Annotated in this window: 10 protein-coding genes; all 10 read left to right on the forward strand. The window is 59.9% G+C overall.

Going from position 1 to position 13808, the window contains the following annotated elements:
- The first annotated feature begins 2 nt into the window (after positions 1–2).
- The 10 genes from NITLEN_RS15145 to NITLEN_RS15195 all read left to right on the forward strand — a co-directional run bounded on the left by NITLEN_RS15145 (position 3) and on the right by NITLEN_RS15195 (position 13664).
- Entirely contained in the window at positions 3–1736 is a 1734-nt protein-coding gene (locus NITLEN_RS15145; protein ID WP_121990479.1) for an efflux RND transporter periplasmic adaptor subunit, read from the forward strand.
- A 6-nt stretch (positions 1737–1742) separates the two neighbouring features.
- Complete coding sequence (locus NITLEN_RS15150) at positions 1743–4958, forward strand: efflux RND transporter permease subunit (protein WP_121990480.1); 3216 nt, start codon at positions 1743–1745, stop codon at positions 4956–4958.
- Positions 4959–5163: 205 nt separating this feature from the next.
- Positions 5164–5502 (forward strand): hypothetical protein, encoded by a 339-nt coding sequence (locus tag NITLEN_RS15155; protein ID WP_121990481.1) that lies wholly within the window; start codon positions 5164–5166, stop codon positions 5500–5502.
- A gap of 206 nt (positions 5503–5708) precedes the next feature.
- Positions 5709–5957: a hypothetical protein gene (locus NITLEN_RS15160; protein ID WP_121990482.1), complete on the forward strand. Its 249-nt coding sequence runs from the start codon at positions 5709–5711 to the stop codon at positions 5955–5957.
- 462 nt (positions 5958–6419) lie between these two features.
- Complete coding sequence (locus tag NITLEN_RS15170) at positions 6420–7679, forward strand: TolC family protein (RefSeq protein WP_181416906.1); 1260 nt, start codon at positions 6420–6422, stop codon at positions 7677–7679.
- On the forward strand, positions 7676–8896 hold the full coding sequence (locus NITLEN_RS15175; protein WP_121990485.1) for an efflux RND transporter periplasmic adaptor subunit: 1221 nt from the start codon (positions 7676–7678) through the stop codon (positions 8894–8896). Before NITLEN_RS15170 ends, NITLEN_RS15175 begins: the two co-directional genes overlap by 4 nt.
- A complete protein-coding gene (locus NITLEN_RS15180; RefSeq protein WP_121990486.1) occupies positions 8893–12030 on the forward strand; it encodes an efflux RND transporter permease subunit in 3138 nt (1045 codons plus the stop codon). The genes NITLEN_RS15175 and NITLEN_RS15180 overlap by 4 nt, the downstream gene beginning before the upstream one ends.
- Positions 12031–12467: 437 nt before the next feature.
- Positions 12468–12785, forward strand: coding sequence for a hypothetical protein (locus NITLEN_RS15185; RefSeq protein ID WP_146216217.1), 318 nt, complete (start codon positions 12468–12470; stop codon positions 12783–12785).
- Positions 12786–12791: 6 nt separating this feature from the next.
- Positions 12792–13400: a hypothetical protein gene (locus NITLEN_RS15190; RefSeq protein ID WP_121990488.1), complete on the forward strand. Its 609-nt coding sequence runs from the start codon at positions 12792–12794 to the stop codon at positions 13398–13400.
- A 30-nt stretch (positions 13401–13430) separates the two neighbouring features.
- Positions 13431–13664 (forward strand): SHOCT domain-containing protein, encoded by a 234-nt coding sequence (locus tag NITLEN_RS15195; protein WP_219999470.1) that lies wholly within the window; start codon positions 13431–13433, stop codon positions 13662–13664.
- Positions 13665–13808: the final 144 nt, after the last annotated feature.

Below are 13808 nucleotides of genomic sequence, written 5' to 3' on the forward strand. Positions count from 1 at the left end.
TCATGAATCACGACATGCACAGAAAGGGTCTGGTTGCGAGTGTTGCAGCCGTCAGCCTGTTGGTCGGAATCATCGCCGGATTCTTCGCCGCGCATCGGATGATGGGCGACATGTTCGGGATGACTACGGGGAAAGGGGGCATCTCGGGATCCTTAGAGCGGGCGGGTGAGATGAGAGACATGGAGCAGATGGATATGAAGGCGATGGCTCCGGCGGGCGCGAAATCTATGGAAGGAATGGAAGGCATGCCCGCAGCGCCGTCCGGGGCTGTGGTGGTTCCGGCTGTGATGAGACAGTTGATCGGAGTGCGGAGCGCCCAGGCTGCCCGCGCGACGTTGGAGCAGGAAATTCGTACCGTCGGCACGGTCGGCTATGACGAACGCGGGTTCACGCAGGTCACGCTGAAAATTTCCGGGTGGGTGCGAGAGGTCTTCGTCAATTCGATCGGTCGACCAGTACGCAAAGGCGAACCACTCTTTACCCTCTATTCGCCGGATCTCCTGATCACGCAGGATGAGTATCTCTTAGCCTTGAAAACGCAGGCCCAACTGACAGCCAGTCCGCTCGCCGAGGCCAAGGCCAACGCGGGCGCCCTCGTGGCCAGCGCGCGGGAGCGTCTCCGGCTCTGGGATTTGACCGAAGAGCAGATTATAGCCCTGGAGCGTCGCGGCAAAGCTGAGCCGAGCCTCACCGTCTATGCGCCGGCCTCCGGCATCGTTCTCAAACGAGAAGCTGTGCCGGGGAAATATGTAGAGCCGGGAACGGCATTGTATGAGGTGGCCGATCTGTCCAGGGTGTGGATCTCTGCTGATATCTATGAGTCCGAGGTGAAGGCCGTGACACTCAATCAACAAGCCTCCGTGACGCTCGCGGCTTACCCGGGAGAAACCTTTCCGGGCACGGTGGCGTATATCTATCCGACACTGAATGCCGAGGCGCGCACGGTACGAGTGCGGCTGGAATTGCCGAATCCCGGGCTGAAGCTGAAGCCGGGCATGTTTGGCAACGTCAGGTTGCAAACCGAGGTGGTCAAGACCCTCGTCGTGCCCAAGGAAGCGGTGTTGGAGACGGGGCTTCGTCAACTCGTGTTTATGGACAGGGGGCAAGGTCGCTATGAGCCGGCGTCAGTCAAGCTGGGGCGTCGAAGTCAGGATGACGTGGAAGTATTGGAGGGACTGAAAGAAGGAGATCAGATTGTGACCTCGGCCAATTTTTTGTTGGACGCAGAGAGCAAGCTGGCCTCGGCCTCGAGCATGCAGGCCATGATGGGTCGGATCGGCATGGCCGATTGGCAAATGCGCGGCGCATATGAGGGCAAGATGGAAGGGATGGACATGGGCAGCATGAAAGGAATGGAGGGTATGAGCGGAATGCCGGGCATGGCTTCGGGCTCAGCCAAAGCCATCACTGAAACTCGCAAGGTAGCGGGATACGTGCTGACCTTCACGACCATTCCCGAAACGCCCAAGGCCGGTGACGTGCTGCTCCGGCTCAATGTGATAGATCAGGCCGGCAAGCCGGTGACCAATGCGCAAGTATTCTTTGTCTATACCATGCCGATGCCGGGGATGACCGATTCCAAGGCGACGGCTCGCCACACCAAAGAGGGGCTCTACGAAGGGACGGTGCTGTTCGGCATGGGCGGCACCTGGGTGGTGACGGTCAACGTGACGATTCCGGGACGACCATCGATCGTAGAAAAGTTTCAGTTCTCGGTCGCCGGCGGGGGTATGTAATCCATCATGATTGCGCGACTCATTGAAGGAAGCGCCCGCAATCCTGTCCTGGTCATCCTCTGTGTGGTGCTGTTGACCGCCTGGGGGGCCTGGGCGGTCTTGCAGGTTCCGCTGGATGCGATACCGGATCTATCGGATGTTCAGGTGATCATCTATACCGAATGGTCGGGGCGCAGTCCTACGTTGATTGAAGACCAGATCACCTATCCCATCGTTACGTCCCTGCTCGCTGGGCCGAAAGTCAAACGGGTGCGGGGGGTGTCGGAATACGGGGTCTCTTACGTGTACGTGATCTTCGAAGATCGGACGGACTTGTATTGGGCGAGGAGTCGCGTGCTGGAATATCTTCAGAAGCTCGCCGGGAAGCTGCCGTCCGGCGTCACGCCGACGTTGGGACCTGATGCTACGGGAGTTGGGTGGGTCTATCAGTATGCATTGGTGGACGAGTCCGGGACACATGATCTGGCTCAGCTCCGTAGTCTCCAAGATTGGCACCTGCGCTATCAACTGGAAAGTGTGCCCGGGGTGGCAGAAGTGTCAGCGATCGGCGGGTTCGTCAAACAATATCAAATCGAGGTGGACCCGAACACGTTGGCCGCCTATCGGTTGCCGATCAAGACGATCATCGAGGCGGTTCGCAACAGCAATGCAGAGGTGAGCGGCCGTGTCCTGGAGATGGCCGGCACGGAATACGTGATCCGAGGGCGCGGCTATCTGCGTTCGATTGAGGATATTGAATTAATCCCTGTCGGGACAGATGGCCGCGGCACGCCTATCTTGATTCGAGATATCGCCCATGTCCACATCGGGCCGGATCAGCGGCGAGGGATTGCTGAGTTGGACGGCAAGGGCCAGACGGTGGGCGGCATCGTCATCATGCGGGCCGGCGAGAATGCGTTGGCGGTGATCGAACGAATTAAAGCACGACTGGCAGAAATCACACCAGCCCTGCCCAACGGTGTGCGCATGATTCCCACGTATGATCGGTCTGACCTTATTCATCGGGCCATCGCCGTGCTCCGCGAGAAGCTCGTGGAGGAGAGTGTCATCGTCAGCCTGGTCGCGCTGGTTTTCCTGTTTCACGTACGCAGCGCATTCGTGGCCATCCTCATTCTGCCAGTGGCCGTGCTCCTTGCCTTCATTCCGATGGCCTATTTGAAGATTACGTCCAACATCATGTCGCTCGGTGGGATTGCCATTGCCATCGGTGCGATGGTCGATGCCGCCATTGTGATGGTGGAGAACGCGCACAAGCGGTTGGAACAAAATCCTCATTCAGACAGGATCGAGACCATCATCGCGGCGGCCAAAGAAGTCGGACGTCCCTTGTTCTTCTCGCTGCTGGTGATCGCCGTGTCGTTTCTGCCGATCTTCGCGCTGGAAGCCCAGGAGGGGAGATTGTTTACGCCGTTGGCCTACACCAAGACCTTCGCGATGCTGTTCGCCACAGCGCTCTCGGTGACCTTGGCTCCTGTACTGATGGTTCTGCTTATACGGGGACGCATCCGGGCGGAAACCAAGAATCCGTTGAACTGGCTGCTGATCGCGCTGTATCGACCCATCATCTCCGGCGCGTTGCGTGCCCGGTGGCTGACGCTTGGATTGGCGGTGGTGGTAGTGGGATTCACGGTGCCGATCTTTTCCCGCCTCGGCGCGGAATTCATGCCCCCGCTGAATGAGGGGACCATCCTCTACATGCCGACCACCGTCCCCGGCCTCTCGATTCCTGAATCGGCCAAAGTGTTGCAGGTCCAGGATCAGTTGCTCACGACCTTCCCGGAAGTGGAACGAGTGTTCGGCAAAATGGGGAAGGCCCCGACGGCCACCGATCCGGCCTTTGTCGGGATGGCCGAGATCACGGTCACCCTCAAACCGGAAGCGCAATGGCGGCCTGGTATGACCTGGGACCGACTATTGGATGAAATGGATGCCACGCTGCGCATTCCTGGATTTCCGAACATCTGGTGGATGCCGATTCAGACTCGCACCGAGATGATCACGACCGGAGTGCGAAGCCCGGTCGGCATAAAAGTCCTGGGGCCGGATCTGAAGACCATTGAAAAAATCGGCTTGGAGATCGAACAAGCCCTGGCCAATGTGCCTGGCACGAAAAGCGCGTTTGCCGAACGGTTGAATGAAGGTTATTACCTGGATTTGACTGTGAATCGACGCGAGGCGGCCCGCTATGGCTTGACGGTGGGAGATGTGCAAGCAGTTATCACCACAGCCATCGGCGGCGAGACCGTGACGACCACGGTCGAGGGGCGTGAGCGGTATCCTGTCAATGTTCGCTACTCGCGCGAACTGCGCGATGACCCGGACCGGCTCAAGCGGGTGCTGATTCCCACGCCGAGCGGCGCGCAGATTCCCCTCGGACAGATCGCGGAGATGGTGATCACGCAGGGGCCGACGTCGATCGCAGATGAGGCCGGGGCGCTGGCCGGGCTGGTGTCGGTCTCGGTCAGTGGGCGCGACCTGCGCGGCTATGTCGAAGACGCCCAACACGCGGTGCGAGACCGAGTGACAGTACCCTCCGGCTACCGGCTGATCTGGACCGGTCAGTACGAACATCTGGTGCGGGCAGAAGAGCGGTTAAAGCTGGTCGTTCCTGTCACCATTGGCATCATTCTCTTGCTGCTCTACCTCAACTTCGGTTCGTTGGCGAAATCACTCATCGTGCTCCTGTCCGTTCCCTTCGCCGCGATCGGGGCGATCTGGTATCTCGACTATCTGGGCTACAACTTGAGTGTGGCGGTGTGGGTGGGCATCATCGCCCTGGCCGGTGTGGCGGCAGAGACGGGGGTGGTGATGCTCGTCTATCTCGACGAAGCATATGAACGACGAGTGCATGAAGGCCGCATGACGACGGCTCACGATCTGCGTGAGGCCATTATGGAAGGCGCAGTCCAGCGGGTACGACCCAAGATGATGACGGTCGCCGCGATTATGGGCGGGTTGCTTCCCATTATGTGGTCCACCGGCACGGGCGTCGACGTCATGAAACGAATTGCCGCGCCGATGATCGGTGGCATGGTGAGTTCCACGATCCTCACCCTGCTGGTAATCCCCGTCCTCTATGCCTTGTGGCGTGGGTGGTCTGTGTCCATCGGGGCTTCGCCCCGACTCACCGGTACCGACCGTTTTCCGCAAGAGCAGGAGGATACAGCGTTTCGGACCGGCGACACACTTGACGTGCGGGGAGCTGGACCGCAGACGGGTTGAAACAGGAGTCGGGGATAAGGACATTCGTGCCCATTCCACCAATTATGCAGAGGAAGGAGGTGATGATAGACCGCGGCGAAACCGGTGGGAACTGAGCGGAGGAAGCAGCCCACCTTCTAGGTGCGTGGGGTAGAAACCTGATCAGATCCATAACCATCAGCTGGCGCTCGAACAGGATGCGCCATAACAAAGGAGGGGAGAAATCATGACAAAGAATGGGAACCTATTGAGAGGTGTCGTCGCGGCTCTGATGATGGTGAGCGTCGTGGCTTGCGCGGTGATTGCCAGTCCGCCTCAAGACCTGGTTGCCAAGAACGACCACGCGGGGTTGGAAACCTGGTATGTGAAGGAGGCCGCCCATCTCCGACAACGTGCGAAGGACATGCTGGTCATGGCGGAGGAGTATAAGAAAAATCCTGAAGCGGGTTCGCGCGGGGTGCTGTCCTCCAAGATCGATATGGTCCAGCACTGCCAAAGCCTCGCGGCCATCTACGCCAAGGCGGCTGATGAGGCAGAGGTTATCGCCCGCGCGCATCGAGACTGAGGGCCATTCGTAGAACAGGATTCACGAGAGCAGCACACAATTGGCAGGTCGTCTGTGCCCGACAGGGAAAACGCCTTGTCGGGCAGAGGCTGAATGGATGACCCTCGATCAGACCTGCGTTCAGGCTTTCGGTCGATCGCACAAGGAGATATCGAATGTCTCGTGTGGAGCCCAGCTGTTATAGGTGTAGATAAGCCTGGGTTGGGATGAGCGCGCTGGCCGGCGTGGCGGCGGAGACGGGGGTCGTGATACTCGTCTATCTTGACGAGGGGGATGAGCGGAGAGTGCGTGCAGGCCGAACGGCGACCGTTCACGACCTGCGTGAGGTCACCAAGGAAGGAGCAGTCCAGCGGATGCGGCCCAAGATGATGACCGGAACTGCCATCATGGGCGAGTGGCTCCCAGCGGTCAGGAATGGGCTAGGATTGTCTTGGTCCTTGTCCCATTCGCCTTGATCGAAGGAAGTGTGCTATCTTTAATTAGTTTTCATCAACAGGGACGCAGCGGATGACTACGCGCAAGCTCCATCAAATGGCGACGTTCATACTGATGGGTCTTCTCTTTCTTCAACTCACGGGGCTTACATGCCTGGGTGAGGAAGTGGCTGGCTCTGCCCAAGCGTCCGTTTACTCAGAGGATCACACGAGAAGTTCTGTAGATCGCGCAGTTGATGCCGACCAAGACGGCTGTCCCTGTCACTTGCAATTTAGTGCGGTGGAACCTGTGTATCACGAAGCGATGTACCGGGTGAATCTCGCTCCAGCAATCACACCTCTTTCCTATGCGCCCTTGTTCCCCTTCAATCTGCTCCGTCCGCCTCTGGGCAACTAACTCCCAACTCGTGCCTCGTTATCCATTTCAGTCGGGAATCATTCCTGGTTGGCCCAGGAATGTCGATTCTTCTTGGGAGGACATCAATGCGTACAGGAGCAATCCATTTCATTTCCACTGCGATTTTCTTGCACATCCTTGGCGCGAGCCTTCCCGTGAGTCAGGCCGCGGAACCGAGTCCAACACCCTATAGTCTGAATACCATTATCGAGTTGGCGCTTGAGCGCAACCCGACCATTACCGGTGCGGAAGCGTCGATTGAGCAGAGTCGCGGGCAACAGGCGACCGCTGGTGCGTATCTCAACCCATCCATTACCGGATCAGCCGGCCGCGGGTCGCTTCGCGATCCCAGCACCGGTGTCTCCGTCACCGAACGGACCATCACCGTGGAGCAACCGCTGGAGTGGCTGGGCAAACGCGCAGCCCGACAACGCGCCGCTGACGCGGGATTGGCCGGCGCCCTCGCCGGCATGGACGAAATAAAAGTGATCGTCATGGCCGAGGTGAAAGGGGCGTTTTTCCAATTGCTCTTGGCGCAACAAGATGCACAGCTCGCGAGGGAGAACCTGAAGACGGTCGAAGACCTTGTGAAATTGGTGGGTGCGCGTGTCAGCACGCGGGAAGCGCCGAAATTCGAGTTGGTCAAGGCGACCGTCGAACTCCAAAAATCACGGAAGGATCTGGCGAGGGCGGACAATGCGCTGCTCGTGGCCCGTGCCAAACTCAATACGGTCACAGGCAAGGCCCTCGGAGAATCATTTGCCATCCAAGGAGAATTTGAAACGGTGAGGTCGGGACTGGAACTACGTGTCCTGATGGATCAGGCCCTCGACCGACATCCCGCACTCCGCCGACAACAGAAAGCGGTCGAGCAGGCCGAATTCACGATCGAACAGGAGCGCGCATCGCGCATGCCGAACGTGGCGGTGATCGGCCAGTATCATCGGGAAGCCGGGGATGAATCCATCACGGCGGGGCTGAGCGTGCCGCTGCCCATTTGGTATCGCCGACAGGGAGAAATCGGCGCGGCGATGGGCGCGCATCGCAAAGCGCAAGCCGAACGGGCTCGGGTGCAACAGGACCTGGAGCAGACCATCACGCAGCATTTTCAGGAGGTGCGGACCGCTCAAGAACAGATGCAGGTCTTCGAGCAAGGACTTCTCTATCAAGCCAAAGAAGCGTTCGACATCGCTCAGTTCAGTTTTCGCCATGGAGTGGCGAGTTTGCTCGAAGTCATCGATGCGCAGCGCGTCTACCGCCAGACACTCCTCGAATATGCCCAGGCACGCGCCGATCATTCCATCGCGCTGGCCCGGTTGGAGCGGGCGGTGGGAGGGTTGCCATGAACGGTGGCATGATGCGGCGTTCCTCACCAGTAGCACCCCGAATCGCCATCGTTCTGTTGGTCGCCATTGCACAGACGGCGTGTCAGGCCAAGCAAGAAGACGCGCCGAAGACGTTCCCTCCGGCAACTAAAGCGTCCCATGAATCCGGTGTCATAGAACTCCCCGAGGGCAGTCCGACCCTTGCCCAGCTTCAGACGGATCGAATCGCTCTCCGTCCGATCCGGACGGCCCTCAAGGCCCAAGCGGGGAAGATTTTGGCCAACGAGAATCGATTAGCGCACCTCAGCGCGCGAGTCCCGGGCAGTATCGTGGCTGTGTACGCCAACCTTGGCGACCGAGTCAAGGAAGGTGACCGGCTTCTCCTGCTCGATAGCCCCGCCTTTGGAGCAGCCCAGTTGGAATATCGCAAAGCGAGGATCACGTTGCACGTGACGGAACAGGCGCTCGAACGGGCCCAAGCGCTGCTGGATCGCGGCGCAATCGGCGCGGGCGAACAGCAACGGCGCGATGCCGACTATGAGAACGCTCGAGCCGATCTTCACGTGGCAGAGGAAAAGCTGCATTTACTCGGCATGACGGAACGGGAGATCCAGCGGCTGGCTGCCAAGACCTTGCCCCATGCGGAGGTCGCGCAAGTCTCCCTGCGCGCCCCCTTTACCGGTGATGTGATCGAACGGAACGCGACCATGGGCGAAGTCATCGATCCCAATAAAACGCTCTTCACGGTGGCAGATCTCTCGACCGTCTGGGTGCGTGCCGATTTCCCAGAGCAACAGGCCGGTCGGCTGAAGACCGGCCTCATGATCGAGCTGCGGGTGTCAGCCTATCCGGACACGATGTTTCGAGGCGCTATTACCTATGTTGGCGCGGTGATCGATCCGGCCACGCGGACGGTCACGGCGCGTGCGGATGTGTCCAATCCTGATGGCCGATTGCGGCCCGAGATGTTCGCCGAGGTCACGTTGATGACGGACGAGCAATCCGTCTTGAGCGTGCCGCGCGGGGCGGTGCAGCAGGTCGGCAGCCGGACGGTCGTGTTCGTTGTGCGGGGACTGCGTCGGTTCGAATCCCGCGAGGTGACGATCGCCCAGGCCTCGGGCGACTACATCCAGGTTGTCGCTGGGCTAACTTCGGGAGATGAAGTGGTGACGCAGGGCAGTTACGCCCTGAAGTCCGAGTTGCTCCGCGAGCAGATGCCGTCGGAGGGCGCGCCATGATCGAACGGCTGATCCGCACCGCGCTCGAACAACGACTCATCGTGCTGCTCGTCGTTTTTGGGCTCATCGTGAGCGGCGTGGTGGCATTCCGCCATCTGCCGATTGATGCCTTTCCCGACGTGACTCCGGTCCAGGTCCAAGTGATCACCCGGGCGCCGTCTCTGGCTCCTTCAGAAATCGAACGCCTCGTGACCTTTCCCTTGGAGATCGAGTTGACGAACCTGCCGGGCAAAACGGAACTGCGGTCGGTGTCACGGTTCGGGCTCTCGGTGATCACGGTGGTTTTTGAGGACAGGATGGATATCTATTTCGCCAGACAACTCGTCTTGGAACGGGTGCTTCAGGCGCGATCCCGGCTTCCACAAAGCGCCGAGCCGGTACTCGGACCGGTAAGTACGGGACTGAGCGAAGTCTTCATGTATCTCGTCGAGGGCTCGACGCAGACCCTCATGGACTTGCGGACCCTCCAAGATTGGGTCATCCGCCCGATGCTGCGAGCGGTCCCAGGCCTCGCGGATGTCGATACGTTGGGTGGCCTGGCGAAGCAGTATGAAGTGCTCGTCGATCCCAATCGATTGACGAGCTTTGGTCTCACGTTGCGCCAAGTACACGCGGCTGTAGCAGGGAACAACCAGAATGCCGGGGGCAGCTACATCGAGCAGGGCGGAGATAAGTTGGTCGTCTACGGCGTGGGACTGGCCCGCTCTGCGGCGGATTTGGAACAGATCGTGGTGGCGGCCCACAAGGGCACACCGATTTATCTCCGGGACGTCGCTCAGGTTCGCCAAGGGACCGCGATCCGGTTGGGAGGGGTTACGCGTGACGGGAAGGGCGAGGTGCTCGAAGGGATTGCCGTCATGCTGCGCGGCGGCAATAGCCGGGAGATTGTCTCAGGGGTGAAAGACAAGGTCGAGCTGATCAACCGGGTGTTACCGGCCGGCGTGAAGATGGTCCCCTTCCATGACCGCATCGAACTGGTGGCGCGGGCACTTGATACCGTCGAGCGTGCCCTGCTGGAGGGTGCCGCGGTCGTCATCCTTGTACTGTATCTCTTTCTCCGGAATCTTCGCGGTGCCCTTGTCGTAGCCATGACGTTGCCGCTGGCCACGTTGGCCACGTTCCTGATCATGCAACAGGTCGGCCTGTCGGCGAATCTGATGTCACTGGGCGGCTTGGCCATCTCGCTGGGGATGATCGTCGATGCGGCCATCGTGCAGGTGGAGAATGTCGAGCGCCATCTGGGCGAGCAGACAAAGGGCCGGACCCTCTCGGTTACCGACCGTGTGCCGGTCGTCTTACGCGCCGTTCTGGAAGTGCGGCGGCCGAGCCTCTTCGGAGAGCTGATCATCGCGTTGACCTTCGTCCCGCTCCTGACTCTACAAGGCATGGAAGGTAAGATGTTCATCCCGCTGGCCCTGACGGTGGTGATCGCCCTCCTGAGTTCCTTAGTGCTCTCGATGACGGTGGTTCCGGTGCTGGCGGCGATGCTCATGAAGCCTCGTGTCACACCCGAGGGTGGGTGCCTGTTGGAGCGAGGTCGGTGGCTGTATCGCAAGTTATTGGAGGGGGCCATTCGCAGAACTCGCCTGGTCACCCTTGTGGCGGCTGGTGTGCTCGTCGGCGGGGCGGCCCTGGTCCCGTTCATTGGACGGGAATTCGTCCCGATCATGGACGAAGGAACGATTGTGGTGAATGTGATGCGGCTCCCGAGCATCAGCCTGAGCGAATCGCTGAAAATTTCGGGGGAAGTCGAACGACTCTTGCTGGAGATACCGGACGTGCGTTCTGTGGTCTCCCGTACGGGCGCCAACGAGCTGGGTACCGATCCGATGGGGATGGAACTCAGCGACATGTATGTCTTGCTCAAGCCCGAATCCGGATGGCAAGCCGGGTCCAAAACCGAAATCGAAGAGCAGATCCGTCGGCGGCTGGCGCAAGTGCCTGGCATCGCCTTCGGCTTGTCCCAGCCGATCGCCATGCGCGTCGATGAACTGGTGTCGGGGGTCCGGTCCCAGGTCGCGGTCAAACTATTCGGCGATGAGCTTGAGACGTTGCGGTCAAAGGCAGACGAGATTGCCCGAGTGATGCGCCAGGTGCGAGGCATGTCAGATCTTCGGGTCGAGCAGGTATGGGGCCTCTACTATCTGAAGATCGACATTGATCGTACTAAGATCGCGCGTCATGGGATCAACGTGGCCGAGATCACGGAGGTCATTGAAGCCGTCGGTGGCGGGATTGCCGCCGGGGAAGTCTTTGAAGGGCAATGGCGTTTTCCGATCATGGTGCGATTTCCGGATGATCGGCGTGCCGATGTGGAGACGATTGCGGCACTCTGGGTGATGGCACCGGATGGCTCCCGTATTCCGCTCCGGGATCTGGCCGAGATTCGAATTGTGGAAGGGCCGGCACAGGTCAGCCGTGAGCACGCGAGCCGCCGGATTGTGATCGAAGCCAATGTGGTCGGACGCGATCTGGTCGGCGCGGTGGAAGAGGCTCAAGCAGCAGTGGGTCGTCTGGTGCAGCTCCCGCCAGGCTATTACCTGACCTGGGGCGGCCAATTCGAAAACCAACGACAGGCGATGGCACGACTGGCCGTGGTCGTTCCTCTGGTCATTGGACTAATCTTTCTGCTGCTCTTTTTCACGTTCGGAAACCTGAGACAAGCCGCGCTCATTCTCCTCGCGATTCCGTTTGCGATGGTCGGCGGCCTGCTGGCGCTGTGGTTCGGCGGGCTGTATCTCTCGGTTCCGGCCTCCGTCGGCTTTATTGCCTTGTTCGGTGTGGCGGTGCTTAACGGGGTGGTGAAGATCGCCTACATCAACCAGCTGCGGGAACAGGGCATGGCATTGGACGAGGCGGTGCTGACCGGCATGGTCCTCCGTTTGCGGCCTGTTCTGATGACTGCGGTCGTGGCGATGATGGCGCTCATTCCGCTGCTGCTGGCGACCGGCCCGGGCTCCGAGATCCAGCGGCCCCTCGCGACGGTTGTGGTCGGTGGGTTGTTCTCATCCACGGCCCTGACGTTGGTCGTGCTTCCCGTGCTCTATCGGTGGGTCGAGCAACGAATCGCGCCACGGCGCGCCTCGGAGGCAGCCGTACTCAAAATGGCTTCTGACAGAGAGGTGGCAACATGAGGCGCAATTGTCGTGACGCTCCTGCGTTGGTCTTACTCACGTTGCTGCTGGCTCTCACTCCTGCCGCGATCAGTAGCTGCATCGAGACACCTTCCTCTCGCCTCGTCACTGCTAAGGACACGCTGCTCGGCAAATCGGAGTCGGAGGTCGTGGCCTGTGCCGGGGCACCGCGGACAGCCTCGTCACAAGACAGAGTAAAGGTCCTAACGTACCAGAAAAGTTCAGGACCATTGGAAGGTTCATTCCCAGGAATCAAAGGCAGCCGTCCCGAGGGAGCCAGGCACGGGTGTACGGCGACCCTGACACTACAAGACGATCGCGTCATCCAGGTTCAGTACCGGACAACACCGGATTCATCTGACTTGCATGAGCATTGTGAGGAGATTTTCCGGTGCTGTGTGCCGCAGTAAGAAGAGATCTTCGAGAAGGGAAGTGCCGTGACTTGTTCTGGTGTTGTCGGGATGAAAGTGGGTTGGCCGGGACGTTCTGAGCAACGGGAGGGGAAGCCAGGAGCGCTCCCTCTGCTTAGTGCCTTTCTCCTATTCGTGGTCTTGGCTAGCGGCGGATGCGCTGGCTGGTGGTCCAGGACACTGCCGCCGCCGGATCCTCCGCTGACGATCATGGTGGCGCAATTCCTGGTGGAAGCCCCGATTACGAAGAGCACGCAAATGCAGACGTTCGAGGAGACCCCGTCTCCAGAGGTCGAACCGGTCATCCGGGCTCAGCTCATCGAGGAGGTCGAGCTCAGAGCGTAGCGGCTGATGACGGAGCAGTTGGCCGTGCAACCGGGATTCCGGGTCGTGCCATTCGGCGAGGCCAGGCGTATGGTCGGCAATCTCGGCGTTCGGCGGGAACGGCTCAGCGACGCGCACGTCCGTGCCCTGGTCGATGAGAGCCGGGCCGATCTCATTGTCACCGGACGCATCCCGGATTATGGTGCCGTGCGCTGGCAGTACTGGGTGGGAGGGTGGGCGATGACGGCGACCGCTCATCTCCTGACCGTCGGGTTCGCCTCAGGCTGGAACCCGGCTGTCGTGGGCAGCTTCATGGCGCTCGATCTGTCCACGGATCTGCCCTTTTGGTGGGGCGGGGCCTATGCCTTTGGCTGGGGACTTCGATCCGTGCGGGTCCAAGTCGAGGCCGTGCAGACAGAGCTCTGTGGCGGACCGCTTTGGAGGACGCAGACGGTCATGGTCCTGATTCCCGGGAAAACGCTTGCCGTGTTCCCTCCCGAAGAGCAACGGCGGAAAGAGGTCCAGCTCGGGGTCAACCTGGAACGCGCCATCAGAGACGTTGCGGATGCAGCGGGCCAGTCGCTTCGACTGAAGTCTTGTGGGCCAGAACCGGAACCAGGAGACACGCGGCGATGAGGAGTTAATGGAAAGCGGAAGGAGACAGCCATGCACGAACCAATGATGGGGCTCTGGGGCTGGGTGGGTTATGTCTTGATGGTCGTCTTTTGGACGTTGGTGATCCTCGCGCTAGTCCTATGGATCAAGTCGTGGTTGGAACAAAAGGGATTTGGGTCAGCCTCTCGCGAGCCGGAATCGGCCTTGGAGATTTTGAAAAAGCGCTACGCCCGCGGGGAGATCAATAAGCAGGAGTTCGAAGAGAAGCGCAAGGATCTTCTTTAAAGACTTCGTATCGCACTGATTGGAACGCCGTGAAGCTCTCGCACCAGAGAGGGGGGTGGCGACTCTCAAAAGGAAGCGCCTTCTGAGCGTGACCAGTCTGGGCGACCAAGGGAGGAACAACATGTGTGAGAGCAGGATGGGCCC

The organism is Nitrospira lenta (assembly GCF_900403705.1).
GTDB lineage: Bacteria > Nitrospirota > Nitrospiria > Nitrospirales > Nitrospiraceae > Nitrospira_D > Nitrospira_D lenta.